This is a genomic window from Limnothrix sp. HT2024 (genome assembly GCF_059138625.1).
Genome location: NZ_CM181121.1, coordinates 4,467,904 through 4,490,391, shown reverse-complemented (window position 1 = coordinate 4,490,391; position 22,488 = coordinate 4,467,904). Strand labels below are relative to the sequence as shown.

General features: G+C 59.6%; 13 protein-coding genes. 5 read left to right on the top strand and 8 right to left on the bottom strand.

What is annotated here, in order from left to right; genetic code table 11:
- Positions 1-29 precede the first annotated feature (29 nt).
- A complete protein-coding gene (locus AC2IAX_RS18380) occupies positions 30-416 on the bottom strand; it encodes a peptidoglycan-binding domain-containing protein (RefSeq protein ID WP_494388740.1) in 387 nt (128 codons plus the stop codon).
- A 219-nt stretch (positions 417-635) separates the two neighbouring features.
- On the opposite strand from AC2IAX_RS18380, the gene AC2IAX_RS18375 reads away from it, so the two are divergent.
- From AC2IAX_RS18375 to AC2IAX_RS18365, 3 genes are all read left to right on the top strand, one after another.
- The gene (locus tag AC2IAX_RS18375; RefSeq protein WP_494388739.1) at positions 636-1,514 is read left to right on the top strand and encodes a hypothetical protein; all 879 of its coding nucleotides are present in this window, start codon (positions 636-638) and stop codon (positions 1,512-1,514) included.
- A gap of 478 nt (positions 1,515-1,992) precedes the next feature.
- Complete coding sequence (locus AC2IAX_RS18370) at positions 1,993-5,007, top strand: HD family phosphohydrolase (protein WP_494388738.1); 3,015 nt, start codon at positions 1,993-1,995, stop codon at positions 5,005-5,007.
- A gap of 112 nt (positions 5,008-5,119) precedes the next feature.
- The gene (locus AC2IAX_RS18365; protein ID WP_494388737.1) at positions 5,120-8,113 is read left to right on the top strand and encodes a bifunctional diguanylate cyclase/phosphodiesterase; all 2,994 of its coding nucleotides are present in this window, start codon (positions 5,120-5,122) and stop codon (positions 8,111-8,113) included.
- Positions 8,114-8,136: 23 nt separating this feature from the next.
- Here the strand turns inward: AC2IAX_RS18365 and AC2IAX_RS18360 are convergent, their stop codons facing one another.
- From AC2IAX_RS18360 to AC2IAX_RS18330, 7 genes are all read right to left on the bottom strand, one after another.
- Positions 8,137-9,054: a calcium-binding protein gene (locus AC2IAX_RS18360; protein ID WP_494388736.1), complete on the bottom strand. Its 918-nt coding sequence runs from the start codon at positions 9,052-9,054 to the stop codon at positions 8,137-8,139.
- A gap of 31 nt (positions 9,055-9,085) precedes the next feature.
- A complete protein-coding gene (locus AC2IAX_RS18355; protein ID WP_494388735.1) occupies positions 9,086-9,670 on the bottom strand; it encodes a hypothetical protein in 585 nt (194 codons plus the stop codon).
- 180 nt (positions 9,671-9,850) lie between these two features.
- Positions 9,851-10,081 (bottom strand): DNA-directed RNA polymerase subunit omega, encoded by a 231-nt coding sequence (locus tag AC2IAX_RS18350; protein WP_494388734.1) that lies wholly within the window; start codon positions 10,079-10,081, stop codon positions 9,851-9,853.
- A 244-nt stretch (positions 10,082-10,325) separates the two neighbouring features.
- Positions 10,326-10,982 (bottom strand): L,D-transpeptidase, encoded by a 657-nt coding sequence (locus AC2IAX_RS18345; protein ID WP_494388733.1) that lies wholly within the window; start codon positions 10,980-10,982, stop codon positions 10,326-10,328.
- Positions 10,983-11,012: 30 nt separating this feature from the next.
- A complete protein-coding gene (locus AC2IAX_RS18340) occupies positions 11,013-11,744 on the bottom strand; it encodes a L,D-transpeptidase (RefSeq protein ID WP_494388732.1) in 732 nt (243 codons plus the stop codon).
- 315 nt (positions 11,745-12,059) lie between these two features.
- Entirely contained in the window at positions 12,060-13,172 is a 1,113-nt protein-coding gene (locus AC2IAX_RS18335; protein ID WP_494388731.1) for an AEC family transporter, read from the bottom strand.
- A gap of 115 nt (positions 13,173-13,287) precedes the next feature.
- Positions 13,288-15,660, bottom strand: coding sequence for an IMS domain-containing protein (locus tag AC2IAX_RS18330; protein WP_494388730.1), 2,373 nt, complete (start codon positions 15,658-15,660; stop codon positions 13,288-13,290).
- Positions 15,661-16,116: 456 nt separating this feature from the next.
- Here AC2IAX_RS18330 and AC2IAX_RS18325 point away from each other — a divergent pair, with 456 nt between their 5' ends.
- Together AC2IAX_RS18325 and AC2IAX_RS18320 are read left to right on the top strand one after the other, a co-directional pair.
- Positions 16,117-19,251: a hypothetical protein gene (locus tag AC2IAX_RS18325; RefSeq protein WP_494388729.1), complete on the top strand. Its 3,135-nt coding sequence runs from the start codon at positions 16,117-16,119 to the stop codon at positions 19,249-19,251.
- 397 nt (positions 19,252-19,648) lie between these two features.
- Positions 19,649-22,171, top strand: coding sequence for a GAF domain-containing protein (locus AC2IAX_RS18320; RefSeq protein WP_494388728.1), 2,523 nt, complete (start codon positions 19,649-19,651; stop codon positions 22,169-22,171).
- Positions 22,172-22,488: the final 317 nt, after the last annotated feature.

Here is a 22,488-nt window from a genome sequence, read left to right as displayed (position 1 = left end):
AGCATCTGTGACCGATCGCCCCCCATGCCCTAGCGATCGGGGCGGGTGGGGGGCCGGCAGTTGGGATTGGGCAGCAGAGCATCCCAGGTTTCGGCGGTCACTTCGCCGCTGGGATCCAGTTTTTGGGTTTCCTGAAAAAGACGAACAGCGTTGGCCAAGGCGGTGTCGTAGGTTCCGTCCGTGGGGCCTTGATAAAACCCCAGGAGCGCCAAAATGCCCTGAAGTCGGCGCACATCACTGCCACTGTCACCGGGGCCCAAGTTGGGCAAGGGTTCCCGACGCGGCGGGCAGTTGGCCCAAGCGGGCCCCATGCCCAGGCTGAGACTGATACCTAGGCCGATCGCGCCCAGGCTCAAGAGCATTCCCAGCCGGGTTAAGGCAATCACTTTTCGGGCCGATGCAGGATTTGGAGCCATGGCCAGCCTAGGGCAGTTGAAATGTTCGAGAATGGAAAGGAGGCGGTTCCAAGCCATAGGGCTAATTAACGGTTAGGCAATGGTTCAAGAACGAATTCTCAGCCGCACAGCGGAGAATCAAGGGTCAAGCTTGGACGGTTTTTTGCCATCCATCTTGAATTGGAGATCCCTTAGATTAGAGATTCGCTTGTCGCGCGATCGCGCTGGATTTGGCAAATCATGAGTTGTGGCGATTGGCCCGTCAGTTTACACAGTCGATTTGAAGGGGCCCTCGTGGGAGGGTTGGTGGCTCTGCACCAGCTCGATCGAACCTGGGAGCGCGATCGGCGCAATTTGGATGCGGCTTTGCAAGGAACCCTCCAATTGTCAGAGATCGTTGGCGCACAGGCGGGCCCGGATCCGGGGCTGTTGGCTTTGGCCTCGCTGGAGCCGCTGATGGCGGGGCCGGGCGATCAGTTGGGTTTGGCCCTGTTGCCGTTGCTGTTGCGCTGGTTCGATCGCCCCTTGGTGTTGCGCCAACTGTGGACTCAGGCGATGGATCAGCCTTTGCCCGAAGCGGTGATTTTGGGGGCGGAGGTGTTGGCTTGGGTGTTGGTGCATCCCAATGCTGCCACCCTGGAATTCTCCCAGGGTAATCGGGACGCAACCGGGTTCCATCCTGCCGCCCATGCAGTCTCTCTTTCCCATCCCCTCTGGCCGTCGGTGGCCAACATTCTCAGCGATTGGCAGACGTTGGATCGATCGACCCTGGATTGGCCCCAGCGGTTGCGGGCGGCCACGCCGGAAACCTTGCCCATTTTGGTGGCGCTCCATAGCCTGCGATCGAGCGGTGGCCGCTGGGCCAGCAGCTTGGCCCGCAGCCAACAGCAGTCGGCCAGCGCAGTTCTGTGGGCAGGGGTGTTGGTGGGTGCGGTGGGGGGCTGTGCGGCCATTCCGGCCGATGTGGGAGCGATTGTGCCCGATCGGCTGCTGACCCGCGCGATTCAGGGAGCGCAAATGTTGATCGATCGCTGGTCGGGTCGCTTGCCCCAATATCCCCTAACCGATTCGATCGCGGAGGGCGATCGCCTGATTACCCATTTCAGGGTTGGCCGCTGAGCAATTGCGCCCCGCAAAATCCGCCACTGGGGACGATTCAGCCAAAATTATCGATAAAATGCCCTACGCTTCAATCAACTGAGATACTGCCAAGATGCTACCCAGGTCCAGCCATGGGGCGATCGGGTGGTGGCTGGCCCCATTGCAGAATGGGGCCGGTGTTAACCCATTGCGCAATCTTTGCGAGAGCGCTACGACTGTGAAAATTGTCCAGCAACGGGTTGGCCAGAGTGATGAATGAATCCCATGGGATCATGGCCAGTTCAGCCAACCGGTTGAAGTACCGACAGAGTCCCTGCAAGATGAACATGGAGACGAGGCCCTTTTGGGATGACCTCCGATGGTTCTTCAGAATGGCATTGTTCAGCCCATTCTTTGGGTCAAATCAATTGGGTGGAACTGATTATGGTGACTTGGATTGCAATGGCTACTGGCGCAATCGGCGCAGGGTGTTAGGGGCAAAATGAGAGCCTCCCAGATGTTGACCCCCGCCAATCCGATGGGGCGTGATGGGCAACAGGCTGCCCCATCCCACACCGACTCCGAAGCCAGTGCGCAGGAACCGCCACCTCGCCAGGGTTCCCAAGAAAATGCGGAGGATACGGTGGAGCCAGTAGGCGGCCGATCGCCTGAGCCATTTCGCGACCCGTCCCCCGGCCGATCGCCCTTGGGGCCCAATTCTCGCAGCGTTTCCCCGCCTGGTTCAGTACCGCCATTGCCGCCATTGCCCCCCAGCCCATCGGCCCGGCGTGGATTTGGGCAGCTTTGGCCCGAGCGACTTTGCTGGCTGAACCGTCGGCTGAGTCCGCTGGTTCAACGAGTGACGATCAACGGAGGAGTTGGGGTGATTCGCGGCGCTTGCCATAGTCTCTGTTGTCAAACCATGGGCCAACCCTATGTCCGGCGGGCCCGATCGATTCGCCAGCGGGTGCAAACCATCCTGCTAGGCATTTTAGGGGCGGTTATCCTGACGGCCACCATGAGCCAGCCCTGGTTAAATCAACCGCGCTATGGCATTGGATCGATCGCCCCGCAAGATATCGTTGCGCCCTACGATGCCCAAGTGGTGGATCAAGTCACCACGCGCAGTCGTCGAGAGGCGGCCCGCAATGGCATTGTGCCCGCCCTGAAAATAGACTCCGATGCCACCCAACAATTAGCGGCGGAATTGCAACGTCGGCTGGAACGCAGTGATGAATTGCGCCAGGTGGCTGGCCAGTTCCCCTATTGGTCATCAGCGGATCTGGCGAGCGACCTGCAACAGATTGCGCGATCGCTCAATGAAGCGGACTGGCAACAGGTGCTCCAGGCCTTGGGGAAATCATCCCCTCGCCCAACCCCGCTCCCCACGGGGCGATCGGATGGGTTTGACCCCCTCAAACCCTCCCTGGCCTCCAGCAAAGTTCTGCCTATTTCGGCGGAACACCCCCTGGTAGTTGCCCTCAAAACCTACCGAATTCAGGCCAGTGAAGCGGCGCTGCGAAAAGTGATCAGCGCCATTGAAAAGGCCCGCGAACGCTATGCCATGGCCCAGACCGTGATGCAAGACTTTGGGCAGCAGGACTACACAGTGGATCTGTTTATCCTGACTGATACCCAATGGCAGGCCACCCGGGCCAAAACCTTGGTGGCCCTGGAAAACTTGCTGGTGCAGGGTCTCGCGCCCGGTTTGCCGCCGGAACTCGTTGAACGGGCGGTGCAACTCCATGTGGCGTTGGTGGTTCCCCTGGAAGGTCGGGCCCTGGCTCAGCAGCTCCTGCTGGGTACGATCGACCGCCCCACCCTCACGGAAGACCCAGACCGCACCCGCCGTTTGGCCGAACAGGCGGCGGAGGATGTGCCCCTTTCGATCGTGTCGCGGCGGATGGGTGAAACCATTGTGCGTCAGGGTGAGCGCATTGATGCGGGCCAATTTGCCTTGCTCGATCGCTATGGTCTCAGCTCTCGGAATGTGAACTGGGGCGCGATTCTGCGGTTGTTCCTGTTGGTCTCGGGGGCGATCGTCGCCTTTTGGCAAATTGAGCGCCGAGTCTATCACCGACTGCGCCAGCGAGACTGCTTCCTGTTGCTACTGCTCGCCATCAGCACCCCCCTGTTGATCAGCATGGGAGCCGCCTGGCCTTGGGCCAGCCCCACCATCCTGGCTAATCTGTCTGCCATTGGCCTGCTTAGCGGCAGTTTCTACGGTTCCCTGGTGGGGATGTCCCTGGTGGGGCTGTTGGCGCTGCTGTTGCCGCCCGGTTTGGAGGTGAGTTGGGTTGATGCCTTGATCGTGGCGGCGGGGGGATTGGTGGCCGCTGCCTGGGCGGGGCGGGCCCGATCGCGCGAAGACTTGGCTCTGTTGGGCGGTGGCGTGGCGATCGCCCAAGGGGGGCTATACCTGGTCATGAACCTGATCAACAGCGCCGCCGCTGAGTTTGTCTGGCTGACGGTGCTTGGTTCAGCGGCCCTGTGCGGGTTTGCGGGGCTGATTTGGGTGATCATCGCCATTGGCCTCAGTCCCTACCTGGAACATCTGTTTGATTTGGTCACCCCCATTCGCCTGGCGGAGTTGGCGAATCCCAATCGCCCCTTGCTGAAGCAACTGGCGGCGGAAGCGCCGGGCACGTTTCAGCACACCCTGTTTGTGGCGAGTTTGGCGGAAGCGGCTGCCCGATCGCTCGGTTGCAATGTGGAACTGGTGCGGGCCGGCACGCTCTATCACGACATCGGCAAGCTCCATAAGCCTCAGGCCTTCATCGAAAACCAGATGGGCGGCCCCAACCTCCACGATGAGCTGGCCGACCCTTGGTTGAGCGCGGAAATTGTCCGCAAGCATGTGAGCGAAGGCTTGGTGATGGCGCGACGGGCCCGGCTGCCCAAAGCCATCCAAGCTTTTATTCCGGAACACCAAGGCACGATGCTAATCGCCTATTTCTATTACCAAGCCAAGCAGCAACAGGAACAGCGAGAGCAGCGGGCCAAGGTGGCCAATTTCGGGTTAGAGCAAACTCCTGTGGAGCGATTGAATCGATGCGATCGTCTAGATCAAGCAGGTCGAGCCAATCAAGCCCATCAACCCGATCGCGCCACAACCGCCATCGAAACAACCCAACAGGACAAGGCCCCCCAAGGGCGATCGATTTACCAAGCTTGCGCTTTAGATCAGCGTCCGGTGCTGGAAAGCCATTTCCGGTATCCGGGCCCGATTCCCCAATCGCGGGAAACAGGAATTGTCATGCTGGCGGATTCCTGCGAAGCGGCCCTGCGATCGCTGGAAAATGCCACCTATGAGGAGGCCTTGGCGTTGGTCAATCGGATGCTGCGGGCCCGCTGGCAAGACAATCAGCTCGTTTGCTCGGGTCTGAGCCGGGAAGACCTGCGGGTGATTGCGGAAGTGTTCGTTACGGTTTGGCAGCAGTTTAACCACAAACGAATTGCCTATCCCAAGGCAGCGTTGAACGTGCCCGATCGGCCGGCGGCGGAACCGGCGGCCGGCTCCTGTGCCAAATAATGCCACTCCAAATCATGCGACCCAAAGCGCCTCATTGAACCAATGAACCACCCCAAGATCAATCGACGGAAGCAAGCACAAACACCCGGCAACGACCTGAATCCCCCTGGGGGTGAAAGGCGGTGGCAACTGCCAACAGTATGATGATTCAAGGCACGGAGCCGAGGCGGATAGTGCCAATCAGGCTGCTCAATTTCAGGCGTTTCAAGCACTTCCATGGGCCAATTTGGTGTTCCCCAAGGCGATCTCAACATTCGGACTTCGAGCGCGATCGGTTCCTCTGCGGTGGCTGCTGGTGATGCCGGTGGCGATCCAGTTGGTGGGGGCCATTGGGCTAACCAGTTGGCTCGTCTGGCGACATGCCAATCATCTGCTCACCGCCAACAGCACCCGCTTAGGCCAGGAAACCAGCCTCCGAATTGGGCAATTTTTGCAGGGGAGTTTGCAAGCACCGGTCCAGGTGGTGCAACTGATGGCCCAGGATTCGGAAACGGGGCGGGTGGATTTTTCGGATCCGAGCGATCGGGAACAGCGCCTGATTGAATATTTCCAAATCTTCAAGGGCACGGTGGATAACGTGGCCTATGGCGGCCAGGACGGAGAATTTGCCGCTGTGCAGTTCACCGACGATCGCAGCGCTCGCCAATTGCAGGTGGCCGGGCAAGTTACGGGCGGCAAAATGCTGGGGTTTGACTTAGATCAAAATCGCAAGCTAACCTCCGTGGCCCAAGTGTTTGATCCGCGCCGCCGAAGCTGGTACAGCGACACCTTCAAAGCCCAACGTTTGGTTTGGAATGCGGTTTTTCAGCTCCATAGCAACCCGCAAATTTTGGCGCTGCCGGTGAGCCAGCCCGTGCGCGATCGCACTGGTCGAGTCATTGGGGTGGTCACGTCGCGGCTGTATTTGTCAGCGGTCAATCGATTTCTGAAGACCTTGCCGATCGGGCGATCGGGCTTGGCCTTTGTGATGGAAACCGATGGGCAGCTAATCGCCACCTCCACCGACACGCCGTTGGTTTGGCCCAACCAACCCCAACCCAGCCGCATCAAGGCCGATCAATCCCTGCATCCGGTGATTCGAGCCACGGCCCAACACCTGATGGACGATCACATCATCACGGCCCCAGTGAATCCCCCAGCCCCGCCAGTCGGAATTCACCCCCCCGCCGCTGCCAATCCCCAATCCTTCACCCTGACCTTGGATCATCGCGCCTATTTAGGCCAGGCCACTCGGTTCCAAAACGCGATCGGTCTGCAATGGTGGGTGGTGATTGTGGTGCCGGAAAGTGATTTTTACGCCCCGATCGCCGCTCAGTTGCAAACAACCGTGGTGGCTTGTTTGGTGATGTTGCTAGTGGTGGCGGCGGTGGGGGGATGGCTGACCCAATGGCTGACTCGGCCGCTTCAGCACCTGGTCTTGGCGGCGGAGGGTTTGGCTAAGGGTAACTGGCTCGATCGCGCGTCCCGATCGCCCATTGTCGAGATCGATCGCCTGGCCAGCACCTTCAACGCCATGACGGAGCAGCTCGCCCAATCTTTTCAAACCCTGGCCTACCAGGCCGCCCACGATCCACTCACGGACTTACCCAATCGCCACACCCTGCTGCAAACCATTGACCATCGCCTAGAGCAAATGGAGCAGCAAATGGCGCAAAACATGACCCACCCCATGGGCCCGCCGGGGGAACCACCATTGGCCACCAGCCCCAGCCATCAGCCCTGGCCAGAGTTAATTGATGTCGGGCCCGGTCACTATAGCGCCATCCTGCATTTGGACTTGGATGATTTCAAGCTGGTGAACGATTCCTTGGGCCATTGGGTGGGCGATCAGTTGCTGACCCTGTTGGCCCAACGGCTGCAAGCCCACTTACAACCCAATGAGGTGCTGGCTCGGTTTGGGGGCGATGAATTTACGCTGTTTCTGGAAGGATTGGCCAGCTATGACCAAGGGATCGATCGCGCCATTCAACTGCAAACCCTGATTGCCCAACCCTTTGACCTGGGGAGTTTGGAAATTTTTGCGCGCGTCAGCATCGGCATCACCTGGGTGAATCCCCAGTTGGATGCGGAAACCCTGCTGCGTCAGGCAGAAATTGCCCTTTATGCGGCTAAACAGCGGGGCAAGGGCACTTGTGTGGTTTTTCGGCGGGAAATGCATTCCCAGGTGCTCAGTCGGTTCCAGATGGCTTCGGATTTGCAGTGGGCGTTGCCTCGGCAGGAACTGATGCTGCACTATCAACCCGTGGTGGCGCTGGAGACCCAAGCGATCCAGGGATTTGAAGCCCTGATGCGCTGGCATCATCCCCAACGTGGGTCGATCGCCCCCACGGAGTTCATCCCGATCGCGGAAGAAACCGGCATCATTGTGGAGTTGGGGCTGTGGGCCCTACGGGAGGCTTGCCAGCAATTACAGCATTGGCGATCGGTCTATCCCTGGTGTCAGGAGTTGCCCATGTCCGTTAACTGTTCCATTCGTCAACTGACGGGGGCGGACTTTGTGGGGCAAGTGGAGGCGATTTTGCAAGAAACAGGGCTGCCGCCACATCTCCTGGCCTTGGAAATTACGGAAAGCCTGTTGATGCACCTGTCGCCGGAGTTGCGGGCCACGCTCGATCGCCTGGCGATTCTAGGGGTGCGCTGGGTGATTGATGACTTTGGCACGGGCTACTCTTCCCTCAGCTATTTGCACCAATTGCCGCTATCGGGGCTGAAAATTGACCAGTCGTTTATTCATAACCTCGATCGCCAAGAACGACCTCGGGCGATCGTGGCGGCAATTTTGAACCTGGCCGAGCAGTTAGAGTTAACCGTCACCGCCGAAGGAGCCGAAACCATCTCCAGCATCCGCGCCTTACAAGGGTTGGGCTGTCGGCAAGTGCAGGGGTTCTTTTTCTGTCCAGCCAGCACCCCCCGCACCTTGGAAGCTTGGATGACGAATTGGCAAAGTCGGGTGCGATCGCCCCGGCCGCGATTGACCATTGTTCGATCGCCCCAGGAGCGATCGGCTCCGGCCACCAACCGCGCCCTGATTGACACCATCGATCGCACCCTAAACTACGCCGCCGAACGCCTTGATCCCCAGGAATTGGATCCTCAAAACCCCTGAGCAGGGGCCAGAGCGATTCATACCTAGGCGACCGATCCTCCAGCATTCAGACCCACAATTCTGATCTGATCGGGACTGGCACCGCGCACTAGCCCCAGGGCCTGGCCCGTGCTGCTATCCGTAATCAGCGTGGCCGCGATCGCCTCCACCCGAAAATCCGCCGTCCGAATCATCGATCCCGGCGGAAATGGCCCCTCAGGCGCATGGTCGCGCGAATCGCCAATCACCAAGTAGCGCTGGCTGAGGCGCACATTGGCCGGCAACACACCATCCGCCAACTGGATTCGATCGCCCTCAGCCGCGTTGTAATCCAAGATGATATCCACCACCAACTCATCCACATTGAAAATTGGGTCGGTGGTACGAGGTTGATCACTCCCGATCGCGCTATTGGCCGGGGCATCACCCGGCCGCAGAATGAAGGTATCCGCGCCGCGACCTCCCCAGAGCCGATCGCGCCCCAAGTCTCCCGCAAGGGTATCGTTGCCGGCCTCACCGGTCAGGATATCGGCCCCCTGACCACCCAGCAGCAGATCATCCCCTCCGCCGCCATAGAGATAGTCGGCTTGCAAATTGCCAAATAGGGTATCGTTGCCGGCCCCGCCGCTGAGGTAATCCATCCCTCGCCCACCAATCAGGCGATCGGCCCCGCCGTTCCCTTCCAGGTAGTCGCCGCCCCCGTTGCCATAGATGATGTCTGCGGCCTCGCTGCCCTGCACTAAATCATCGCCATTCAGGGCCCGCACGCCCCCTGGATAGGCCGTCAGCAGGGATGGAATCCGCACCCGATCGCCCTGTTCCCCATTGGCACTCAGATCGAAAAAACGCGGCCGGGTTCCATCGTCGGGCGACAGCGGATCGCGAATCAGGCGGGTATCCGGTAGGCCATCGGCAGCAAACAGACTAAAGAAGCTGCCGAATTCGTAATCGTTGTCGGCCATGGTCAATGGGGACAAATTCAATGGGGACAAATTAAAGGCGCAACAAATCCGCACCGCTACCGGGTCGAGGCTGCACCGGAGTGGGACGCGGGGTATTGGTGGGGCCGGGGGTAGCGGTGGGTAGCTCACCCCGATTGCCGTTGGGGTCAAACAAAATCACCAGGGTGTTCACCAACCGATCGCGCTGGGCCCGGTTGAGTCGTCGAACGGCCGCCTGGTCTCCATCTAAGGGATTTTCCGTGAGGCGTTCATTGCCGGGATAGCTGGTTTCGGGAATGTATTGGTGCAGGCCCAAATAGTCCGCGAGGGTCAGTTTCCAATCCAATCGCGAAAAGGGCGATCGCCCCACTTGATAAACGTGGTAGCGAATCATGCGGGCTAATAAACTGCTGCCACGATCGACCTCTCGGGACTCGCGGTTGATGTAGTGATCTTCCCGGGGAATATCCGGCAGCACTTGATAAACCTGCCGCCAAACATCATTGGTGGAAGGAGGCAGTTGGGCGATCGCGGGGCCCCGAAGCATCAGGGCGATCGCCAAACCCAAGGCCACCCAAACGGCCCACCAGCCGGGCCAACGCCCCGATCGCCGCCCATTTCTGCTCAACAGATTCATACACTGCCGTGCTCGCTCTATGATTCCGATCCTGATCGATCCGGGCGGTCGAGATGACCGCGCTCCGGACGGGCGGGCTGAACCCTAAATTAACGCTCACAAATAACGTTCAGAACGGAACCAACGTTCAGAAGCGCCATTAGGAGACTGACGAAACTGAGAAACAAACTGAGAAACAAACTAAGAAACAATGATGTCCGGCTGGGTCAGCTCATCGGACATTTCAATGATGGCGCGAATGACCGGCTTCATGGAAGATTCTTCGCCCGTGTCAAATTCTTCGTAGCGGCGACGCTTCGCCCGGTTAGCCACCTGCACCGTGATTTTGTAGCGATTGGACGATTCGGAAATCAGCGAGGCAGCACGATACATCAAATCCGACGTGTCAAAGGGCTTGTCGAGTTTAGACATGATTGGCTAGTGAATGGGGCAAATTCAACGAGACGAGGTGGCTATGGGCTGCGGAAGGAGCAGGGCCGTTGGCAACGGGCCCAACAGGAGCCGCTCAACCGTGGTTGCAGGCAATCGCTACAAAATCACGGAGCGGCCGATCGCCTGTACCCAGCCTGTTTAGATTATCAGTTCTCGGGAGGGCGATCGGGGATGAGTCCAGGTGGGCCAGTGAGCCGGCCCAACTCCGGCTCCATCCATGGCCCTATGGCTCCACCCGCACGGGCATCCCCTCCGTGACCCGATCGAATAAATCCACAATGTCTTCGTTGCGCATCCGCACACAACCGTGGGAAACCGCTTGACCAATCAGCTCCGGATTAGGCGTGCCGTGGAAGCCGATCGAGTTGTCACCATTAGTCCAAAAGCCAATCCAACGAACCCCCAAGGGATTATCTTTCCCCGCCGGGACGATCGTGCCGTTGAAGGGATGCTGCCAAACGGGATCCACTGTTTTTTGAATGACCTGAAAATGACCCGTGGGCGTTTCCCAACCATCCCGCCCGATCGCCACGGGATAGCTGCGTACCATCACCGTACCGCGATAGAGATAAACTCGCCGCTCCCCGAGCCGTAACACCAGAGAACTGGAAACGACTGGGACATGGGCTTGGTATTGGCCCAAGCCGGGCAACGGCGGTTGGGCCGTTTGCACGATCGGGGGCCAGAGGCCCGGCCGCTTCAAGGGCGACTCATTGGCGGGTGGGTTAACGGCCTGGACGGGGCGAGGTTGCGGATTGGGAGGGGGTTGGGGCCCCTCTGCCCAGGCGGGGCCCCCGGACAGTAAGCCCAGACCCAGGATCGCCAAAAGGGGTAAGGGGCGAGAGGATCCCCAAAGTTGCGGCGGTTGCTGGAACTGCATAGGTTGGGTGTGGGTTCAAGGCAGACGGGCCTATGGCTCAACCACAACGGTGGTTCCCATTTGCACTTTTTCAAATAGTTCTACAACATGCTCGTTGCGCATCCGCACACAGCCATTGGAGGCGGCCCGCCCGATCGAGTTAACCGTGGGCGTGCCATGAAACCCAATGATGCCGTTGGATCGTTCCATGAACCCAATCCAGCGTAACCCCAAGGCACTGTTAGGGCCGGGGTTAGTGACCTGGCCTGTCCAGGGATTGCGCCAAATGGGATTTTTCACCATTTGGAACACGCGATAGGTGCCGGTGGGGGTGGGGGTGGAGGGCTTCCCGATCGCCACTGGATAACTGATCTCTACCCGATCGCCCCGATAGACATAAACCCGCCGTTCCCGCAGTCGCAGCACCAGTTTCACGGGCAGTTCCGCTGGCGCTGCTGTGGGGGTAGGGGATGGATTGGGGGTTTGGGCTGGGGGTTGAGCCGGAGTTGAGCCGGGAGCTGTGTTCGGGTTGGCCGAGTCGGTGGGAATGTTAGCGGGAACCACCGTTGGAGCGGGTGAGGCGGCTTCTGGGGGCAGCCCGATCGAGCTATTTAGCCCATTGCCCTCGGCAGCGGCGGTTCGCGGAACGGGATTGGCCACAACCGGCAGCGCCCCGGCACTTGCCCAGGCGGCGGCTATCGCCAGGCCCAAAGCCAATCCTCGATGGGTGCGCCGTTGCACCAATTGCCAAGCCCAAGGCAGAGTAGATCGAGTGTGCATCATGAATTCCTAACACCAAATTTGACCCAATCCGGACGGGGGTAGGCAGGCGAGCGGTGGTTGAACCGAGGCTTGCAAAATCGCTCGCCATTTTAGCGCGGCCTCGGGAGCGGCCTGATCCCGATCGAATCTTGTTGCTCCTGCGGCCGCGAATTCCGAGGCGATCTGAGGGCATGTCTCAAAAGTCAAAACTGCTACCTTGCCGATCTCATCGACCATCGACCGACACAAACAAGGGGCTGAAGCCCCTTGCCCCCGAGATGACACATCCTCAATCAGGCAATTTGGGGCGATCGCTGAATTCTCCCCCCATGGTCATTAACCAAACAACTTGAGCCACATCGGGATGGCCAGCAAAACCAGTACGGTGGTGAGAGCAATGCTGGTGGCAATCATGGAGCGATCGAGGTCGTATTCTTCCGCCAAAATCAGGCAAGCAAAGGCCGTGGGCATTCCGGACATCAACACCAGCCCCAGGCGTAATTGCGGATCAATCCCAATCATGATTGCCCCCAATCCCAACAGGGCCGGCACGGCGATGGTTTTCAGCAGGGCCGGCACGGCCGCCACGCGCAAACAGTCCCAGCCTTTCAGTTGGCTGAGCCGAATCCCCATCAACACAAACGCCGTGGGAATCACCAGCCCCACTGAGCCATGGGACAGGGTTTCGATCCATGGGGGCAGGGCGATCGGTTGACTGGCCACCCCAAACCCAAATCCCCAGAGGGAGGGCACGGCGGCCATGGTTTTGATTTGACCCCAAAAGCTGCGATCGCCCCCGGTGGTGCCAAAGGTGCTGGCCACCCACACCCCGAGGCCATAGGTTCCCATCACGTTTTGGGACACCGCGTAAAACGCTGGAAATCCCGCCGAGCTGGCATCCAAAAACAAAGGGGCGATCGCCAGCCCCACAAAACCGGTATTACCCAGCATGGCGGACAGGATATAGCTCCCTCGGGCGGCGGGTTCTGTCCACCAAGGAACTGTTTCCGGAGCCTTGGCCACATCGATCGCCAGGTCTGGATCGAGATCTGTCCCCCGATCCGTCACCATCGGGATCAGACTGGGCGAGGTACTGAGGGCGATCACCGTTGCGAATTTTCCGGAGCCGTACAGCCCCCAAAGGCCACCAATTGGGCGATCGGTCGGCATTTCAACTCGCAGATCGCTCCTCATCAGGTAATGCAACGAAGCCAAACTCAGCAAGGCTCCCAACACCACCGCGAGAGCCGCACCGGCCGGAGCCAGGCCCATTTGACCAGAGAAGTTGGTGTGACGAGCGAGGGAAAAGACTTCGAGGGGCACACCGACCCAATAGAGCGATCGCCCGACCAGTCGCGGCCAAGAACGGGGTAACCAGGGCCCCAACAGAAGTCCCAACCCTGTCCAAATCAACAGTGGTGTGTAGGCATGTAGAAGTACTTCGGCCATACGGGACTGTGCAATCGCCGTGAGTCAGTCTGGCCCAGGGGAAGCGGTTTAGGTTTATGGCCCAAGGCCGATCGACCCGCTCAGCAAGCTGGCATTTAACCATGGGTTAACCCAATTATCGAAGCACTTTAACATCACGTAGATACCAGCGACCGTCCTTGCGCTGGGCCTCGTAGCGCACTCGCAGCACTTCATTGTAGGAACCGGCCCGATCGGGCTTGCCATTTTTGAACAGTTTGGCCACTTCCCGCACCTCAGCGGTAATTTGACCGCGATCGGGCTGGTCTGGCGTGGCTTTCACATCCTCCAGCTTCACCTGATGTTCGTATTCCCAGTGCAGTTTTTGGTTGAGGGCATCGCGCGATCGGGCCCGCCAAGCTCGCAACATTGGATCTGCCAAAATTTCCGTGAGGCGTTCTCCCTGGTGCTCGCGACCCATGGCGGCGGCCTTGGCGCTCAGCCAGGTCTGCACCAGTTGCTGGGCGGTTTCCGGGTTGAGGCCAGGGGCCGTGAGGGCGGTTTCCGGGTTGGGAACTGCCGGGGGCGGTGGAATTTCAATCACGGGCCGATCGAGTTGGACGATCGGTTGTTCGCCCTCCAGGTTGGGCCCCCCTTGGAAGGTTTCGCCCAGGGCTTGGAACACGCGCCAAATGAGGAACGAGCCAAGACCAATCACCATAATTCCAACCCCGATCGCGATCGGGAGTCGATCGCCGCCGCCACCCCGGTTGCGGGTGGGGCGATCGGAGCGCTGACGGCCACGACTGGGGCGATCGGCCCCACCAGGGGGTAACGGAGGCGCGGCTCCCACGGTCGATCGCCCGCCGCTGCCCATGTTGCTGGCTCCTGGGTTGGCTCCCGTGGCCCGGCTGAGGGGAATCACGTTGTTGGGCGGCGGCGCGGAACCCGAAGCCGCAAAGTCCGAAAAGGCCCGGGCAACCGTGCCGGAGTCCTGGGCCGTTGGATCATGTTGGGTCGCTTGGGTTCCCAACTGTTCCGGCAAGGGCAGAGGGCGAATAGTGCTGGCAGTGGGTTCGATCGGGTTGGCGGCCGAGGGTACGGGGGTGGGCCGTTGCCAGGGAAACTGGGGCATGTCGATCGACCGGCGATCGCCCAATTCAGCCAGGGCCGCCAAGGTGCGGTTTGATCCCCGGTTCGCCGCCATCGGTGTGGCAGCTTGCACGGAAGCGCGATCGGGAACCACCGTCCATTCATTCTCCGGCGGCTCCCCTTCCGGCAAGGCTTCTAGATAGCTTTGCACCGAAGCATCCGCAAAATATTCCTTGAGGGAAACACCTCCTTGCACCAGATCCCGGAAATGGGGAAACACCTCATGGCGTAACCAATGTTCCGTGTAGGCACAGAGGCCCGGCAACAGATCCGGCGCACCGGCCGACTGTTGACGAATCAGGGCGATCGCCTCCTGTTCCTGGCTCTGGCTCAGATAGCGCGTGGCTTCTTCGGGCCGTCCCAACAGCAAGGCACAGACCGCCTGCTCCAAAAACACATCCTGACGATTGCCCAACCGACGCAACAGCAAGCTCGCTTGCCGCACAAAGGCCGGCTGCCGTTGCCCAAATCCCCGGGCGATCGCCGCGTAGGCCGTCAGGAAGGTGGCCACCGCCGAAGGGCGCTTGGCCTCCGCTTCAAACAGGGCGAGCTGTTCTTCCGTGGTCAAATACACCCGCAGTTGCTGCACAAAACGCAGAAAATCCTCAACGCCCAAGCCCGATCGATCATCCCCTTGGCCGTCAATGCCTTCGCGCTCCTTCAACATGCTGCGCAACAACTGCAAACCCTGGCGATGTTGCACGCTGTTCTCGTCCGGATGGGCCAACAGCTCCAAAATGCGATAGGGCCGCAGTTTGTACAAATCCGCCTGAATTTCGCCCCGCAAACTGGCAAACAACCCATGGTGCAACAGCAACTCTTGGGCAATCTTGAGGGAGGTGGCGGCCGGTTCCGCCTGACCTTGGTGCCACTGTTCGCGGCCCAACTCTAGGTAGGCCAGCACCACGGTCAACAGAATATCTGCCAGGGCCAGTTGCGGTTCCCCAAAGCGGCCCGCCTCGATCGTGCCCGGATTGCTCAGGTGTGGATAGCCCAACTCCAGCACCAGTTCATATTCCCCCAGTTCCTGGAGCAACAGCAGCGCCCCCACAAACTGGCGCTCATCGAGATCCAGCATGGGGGTTTCGGCGCGATCGGCCGACGGCTTCGCCCGGCGACGACCTTGAGCATCCAGCAACGGCGGAGCCGAACCACCGCCACCGGCCAAAAAGGTTTCATCGTAGGCTTGCCGGCTGGCGGACTGACTCAGTTGGCGATAGGCCTCATCGATCAACTGCTGCCGAAGGGTGATGGCGGCCTGGGAATATTCCGGGCGCGGCAGTTGGTCACTCCGCTGGCGATAGGCCTGTTGCAGTTGCGGGGTGGTGGCCTGGATCGGCAAGCCCAAGATTCGGTAATAGTCTAGGGGGATCAGCACAACTGCCACCCTCGCGGTCTAACAACAACAATCAATCGATACCACATTATTTTGCGAACTGACGGCTTTTCGGGGTCTGGATGGAACGGACAAGGGGGGGTTGAGCGGTTCTGGTTTGACGGTTTCAGCACAATCGCCTTCAATGCCGACCCAATCTCGAACGGGCCTCGCAAGATCATCCCGATCGTTCCAATGGATTCAGAACAACTAGGCGTTATTTGGGCTATTCAAGTGGCCGGTCAATCAGCGATCGATCAGACGATTCAGGCAAGCCATCGATCATCAATCAGGCGATCGACCTTGGACCACAAAACCCCGCATTCCGCTTTTCAATAGTCTAGACAGCGTAGCCGTTGATGCCCGTTTCGGGGATATTCTGTTAATTCAAGGCTCTCGGATTCGCTATGGGCAAATGGCACTCGTATGCTAGCCTTTGCGACAAGTATGGGGGATGTAATGGGACCCGTGGACTCGCCACCGTTAAATCTTGCACCGGAGGCCCTCGATAGCTGGGTGATGCGGGTTTTGAACTGGCCAGGCCTGCAAGTGCAAGTGCGCCTAGCGGGAACCCATTTGCACGTGCTTTGCGAAGGGTTGACCTGTCCCGATGCGGCGGTTTTGGAAGCCCGGTTTCGCCAAGGCTTGACCCGATCGCCCCTGCATCAGTTGCCCTGGGAAACCTTGCCCCGGCTGGTGTTGCTCTATGGTCGGCAACTGGGCCAAACCAAGCCGGCCTGGACACGCTACGTGGTGCTGGAGCCTTCCATGATCACGGCTCCGCCTGCGGTCTCAATGCCGAGCGTTGCCGACGTGATGAAGGCTGCGGATGCTTCGGAGGAATTTGCGGCCCTGCCGCTGCCGGTGGCCTCAACACCTGACGCGCCGCCCATTCAAGCCGCTTGGGCTGGTTTGGCCCAGCGGGCTGCTCAGCAGGTGGGTGAAACCCTGAAGCGATCGGGCATTCAAGCCAAGGTGACGGTCAAAATCACCCCTAGCCCCCGGGTGATTCAGGGAGAGCCGAACGGGGCTACCGGCCATCGCCTTTGGGCCATTTGCCAGGTGACGGAACCGGTGGATTGGGTTCCCCAGGGGCCGGCCATGGCTCTGGCCTTGCGGGAGCTGAGCCTAGAGGGCTTCCGGGATGGCTATGTGTTGGGCCAGGCGCTTTCGGAACCGGAACCCAATTGGATTTTGCGGGTGAACCTGACGGCTCCTCGTCAAATGTTGTTTGATTGGGCCCGTTGGGGGGATGTGCAGGCCCTGTCGCACTTGCTCGATCGCACCTTGGGCAGTCGTTTGGCCCAATCCGTGTCGGCGGTGCTGGAAGAATCCACGCTGCATGTGTTCGCGAAGCTTCAGGAATCGGCTCTGGCCACGCCCCTGGAGGTGATTAGCACCGTTTCCACCCTGGTGCGGGCGATCGCCCCGCAGGGCATCCATTCTTTGATGCTTTATGGCTGTCCCGATCGCCCGGAGGCCGCGCCCCAGTGGGTGGAATGGATGGACTTGCCAGCGGCCAGCCGATCGGACTTGGCCGAATCCACCCTCACCCTGGCCCAAAGTGACGATCACGCGGCCCAGGTGTTCTTGCTGGAGCGGCTGATTAATCCGCATTTGGATCAGTGGATGGCTTCCGGAGGGCTGCGGGTGCAGCTCTGTCGGCGGGGCGATTTGCTGCATGTGATGTTGGATGGGCCCCGTTGCCCCGAACAGGCCACCGTAACCACTGCCGTGGCTAAGCTGATCCATGATCTGCAAGTGCCGGGTCTGTCCGGGGTGCGGATCTATGGACGGGCGGCCGGCAGCAAACAGCCCCAATGGCAATTTGCCGAAGATTTCACCGCCCGCTCTGGCCGTCTCAGCTCCCATGATGCGGTGCCGGATTTTGTGGGCGCGGAGGCGGCCGCGGCCCGGGCAGCCGAAGCCACCGCCACTGCCCCCCATTCACCCCATGGTTCCGATGGGGCCCACTCCCCAGCCTTTGATCCAGAGTTGGATCAGCCCATTGAACGAGAATCGTTGCAGCCCCTGTCGTTGCCCAGTGCGGGGCGATCGGGCTGGTCTTGGTCTCAGTTCCGGGAACGGGCTTGGGTGGAAGCGCGATCGACCCTCACGGCCACGGGCATTTGGACCACGGACGCGGAACCGCCCGAGTCAGCCACCACCCATCCCAACACCCGCACCCGGGTTTGGTATTCCGATCGCCCGGAACCGGCCCCATGGCTCCCCCTCCTCAGCGCCGGGGCGATCGGGTGCAGCCTCGTTGTGGGGCTAGATTGGATTGCCGCTCGGCCCGAATGGGCCCTGTCTTCGGCCGCCCAAGCCCGCCGTTCCGCCTCGGCCCTGTTGAACCTCTCCAGCGGCCCAGCCGAAGCAGCGGAGGTGCTCCCGGAACCGCCCCAGTTTCCCAGTTTTAATAGCCCCCAGTTCGATCGCCAGCTTCTGCTCTATCAGCAGTTTGTGCTGCGGGAAGGCGTGCCCGATGTGTTGGTGGTGGGCAGTTCTCGGGCCCTGCGCGGCATTGACCCCGCCCGATTGCGCGATCAGTTGGCTCGCCATGGTCACCCCAAGCTCAAAATCTTTAACTTTGGGATTAATGGGGCCACGGCCAAGGTTGTGCAGGCGATCGTACAGGGCATTTTGCCGCCGGAACAACTGCCCAAGCTCATTCTCTGGGCCGATGGCACTCGCGCCTTTAACAGCGGGCGGGCCGATGCCACCTACCAAGCCATGGCCGCCTCGCCCGCTTACCGGGCCCTGCAACAGGGGAAATTTCCGCGCCCCGTGAGTCCGCTGGTCAGTGTCCCGAGCGGGGCCACACCCCCACCACCACCGGCACCGCCCGATCGCCCCGGAACCCTCACCAGCACCCGCGAAGCTCCGGCCCTGCTGCGTCAATCTTGGTTAGGCTCCACCGTCGAAACCATCCCCACCCCCGAAGATGTGGAAGCCTGGTTGCAGGAGCGCACCACGGGACTATCCCAGGTGCATAGCCGCCGTGATAGTCTCAAGGCCACCCTGCGCGATCGGTGGCAAGGGTGGGATCTATTTGCGTTATTGGGTGCTCGCGAGACCCTCCGTCGGGGTCTCAGCCCTGCCCTGCCCGATTTGGTGCAGGGGGCCCGGGCCCACTTGGGGAAAGTGGCGGCCACGGCTGGTACAGGGCGGGATGGAGTAGTGGATTTACACGGCTTCTTGCCTCTGTCTGTCAAGTTTGATCCTTCTACGTACTATCAAACCTATCCACGGGTTCCGGGGGATTTTGATAGCGATTACCGTAGTTTTTCCTTGGGGGGCGAGCAGTTTGATGCGCTGACGGGAATTCTGCAATATGCCCAACAGCGAGGAGTAAAGGTGGCTTTTGTGAATGTGCCTTTGACGGATGACTATTTAGATCCGCCCCGATCGGCCTATGAGCAAAAGTTTCACCAATTCATGAATTCACAGCCGTTGTTATATCTCAATCTCTCGCGGCTTTGGGTGAATAAGTACGATCGATTCTCGGATCCCAGCCACCTCAATCGCTACGGGGCCCAGTCCCTAACAGATGCGATCGCCCAGCAGAAAACCATCCCTTGGCCAAGCCCCTAGAGGGTGAAACCTCAGGGACTCAGGATAACTCTCCGGGGTACGATCGCAAATGTTTGTATAACCAATCAATCTCTTCCATGGGCAGAGACCGGTTGGGAGGATCACCCCAAGCGCGATCAAAACTTCGTTACGGTTGAGCCAAGGCTTGATTCGCTTCGCTTGATTGGCTGAATTCACTGAATTCGCTAGATTAACTTAGTTGCTTTGACTGGCGGAAAATTGGCGGTGGGACAATTTCAGCCCATCAGTGGCGAATTCTTCTCCCTCGGTCTAACAATAAGGTGGGTCGCAAAGGGGCATTGGGTGGGGAGCTGCCCTTTGCAGTTAGGCTGAATTCTTGATTTGATTGTTTCCGTTTTGTGTTTGCGCCTCTGCTCCTTTGGGTTGCGCCATCGTCATGACTTTTGCTGGCACTGGCAGTTTTTTGGCATCGTTAACGCGACCCGATCGGGTGGGCTTGCTCACCCAACGGGTTAAAGATCTTCCGGTTGCGGAATTTGTTTGCCTCCTGGACTTCATCACAGCGGAGTTTCAGCAGTTTTTGCGTGCCTTTGATTTGGTCAATAATGCGGCGCTCGAAAGCATCCTGGAGCAAATTCTCGATGCCTTGACCCTCAAAATTGGGCTGATTTTGCAGGCGGAACGCACCACCATTTTTTTGCTGGATCCCGATCGCGCGGAGCTGTGGGCCCGGCCCAATGGCGATCAGGTGTCCGCGGCCGATGAAATTCGGATTCCGCTGAATGTGGGCATCACGGGCCGATCGGCTGCCACGGGTGAGGTGGTCAACATGGCCAATGTGCAGCAGGCGGCGGGGTTTGAGCTGGCCTTTGATGGTCTGGGCGATCGCCCCACGGAGGCCCTGCTTTGTATGCCCATTCGCAGCACCGATGGGGCCGTGGTGGCCGTGGTGCAATTGCTGAATAAAACCACTGCCCCGGCCTTTGACCGCGAAGACGAGGCCCGCTTTCGGGAATTTGCGGAATCGATCGGGATCATCCTGGAAAGTTGCCAGTCCTTTTATCAGGCGGCCCGTAACCAACGCGGGGTAGCCGCTCTGCTGAAGGTCACCACCCTGTTTGCCCAAACGGGACTGGAATTGGATCGGGTTTTGCAGGCGGTGATGGCGGAAGCCCGCGACTTTATGCAGGCGGAATATGGCACGTTGTACCGGCTCGATCGGGACACGGGCCGGCTGCGCACCACCTTTGAAGACGGGCGATCGTTGGAGGTGTCGAGCGATCGGGGGTTGGTGGGCCATGTGGTGCGCAAGGGACAGCCCCTAAACCTGAGCTATGCCCCTTCCCACGAGGATTTTGATGCCCTGCTCGATCGCCCCCATGGTCTGAATACTCGGAATGCCCTTTGCTTGCCGATCTTTGACCCCTCGGGGCAACTGATTGGCGTGAGTCAACTGCTCAACCGCAAACAGGGCAATTTCACCGCCTCCGATGAAGCCTTCATGCGGGCCTTCAACACCCAGGCCGGCATCGCCCTGGAAAATGCCCGCCTTTTTGACAGCGTACTCACGGAACAGCAGTACCAAAAAGACATCCTGCGGAGCCTGTCCAATGGCGTAATTTCCACGGATCTGCAAGGGCGGGTGGTGACGATCAACGAGGCCGCTTTGGAATTGCTGGGCTGTCCAGTGCGGCGGGACGGGATGGCGGGTCGCCGCAGCATCCAAACCATCTGGGAACAGCAACTTCTGAAACGGCCCGTGTGGGAAATTATCCCGATCGAGTCCCTGGAAACACGCTTGAAAGACAGCCTCAGTACCGGCGCACGCCATCGGGTTCCTGAGCAGGCCCTGCGGGTCGGGCGTTACTTCAGCCCCCAAGAGGGAACCGTCTGGGTCGTCCCCCAGGGCAACAATCAAGTGCGGCTGTGGAACGATCCGGCCCGCCCGCTGGAGTATCTAAATCCCGATGATATGCAACTGTTCGATCGCAACGTCAACCTAGCCGTGAATCCCCTGACGGATTTGGATGGCAAAGTGCGGGGCGGTTTGGTGGTGTTAGAAGACATCAGCCGCGAACAACGACTCAAGGCCACCATGTCTCGCTACATGACCCCCGAGGTGGCCGAGCGGGCCGTGGAACTGGGGGCAGACATGCTGACCGGTGAGCGCAAGGATGTGACAATCCTGTTTTGCGATATTCGGGGCTACACCAGTTTGGCCGAGGCTCTGGATGCCACGGAGGTGGTGGCCCTGCTGAATCAATATTTTGAAACCATGGTGGAGGCCATTTTCGATCGCAAGGGCACCCTCGACAAATTCATTGGCGATGCACTGATGGCGGTCTTTGGTGCGCCGTTGCCCCTCGAAGAGGATCACGCCTGGTTAGCGGTACTGACGGCTTTGGATATGCGCGATCGCCTGAAGGTGTTTAACCGAGCCTTGGTGGCCACCGATCGACCACCCCTCCGCGTTGGCATTGGTATCAGCTCCGGCGAGGTGATTGTGGGCAACATCGGTTCCCAACGGCGCATGGACTACACCGCGATCGGGGATGCCGTAAACGTCAGCTCCCGGCTGGAAGGGCTAACCAAAGAATATGGCTGTGACATCATCCTCAGCGAAGCCACCTACGAGCGCTGTGCCGATCGGCTCTGGGTGCGCGAACTCGATCGGGTGCGGGTGAAAGGCCGCACCAAACCAATTCGCATCTTTGAACTGATTGGCGATCGCGCCCGTCCCCTCTCCTTTGAAGATGAAACCTTCCTGGAACAGTACGAACTGGGCAAAGAAGCCTTTAACCGCTTCCATTTCCACAAAGCCATGGTGCATTTTGCCGCCGCCCAACAACTGCGGCCCCATGATCACTCCGTGAAACTCCATATAGAACGGGCAACCCAATATCTGGATTGCCCGCCCCCGGAATACTGGGATGGGGTTTTTAATACCCCCAACATGTAGGCGATCGGTTCGCCAATCGGTGAAAAACTCTGCCACCTGAAACCAAGTGGCAGCGCCCGTCCAAAGCATGAAGTTGTAAAGATCAGTCACCCTAAACTAAGGGGCTTAAGCCCCTTGTCCCCCACGGTCTCGCCACGATGGAATCAGGGTTTCAGGCAATTCGACGATAGGCCCTAGGGGGTGTCGTCATTTTTCGAGGTGATGCTGAAGCGGCTGATCTTTCGTACCCTAATCGTCGTAACAAGATGCTCAAGCCCCTTGTCCCCCACGATCCGCTAACGGCAGATCTAGGGTTTCGGGTTCAACGACGACAAGCC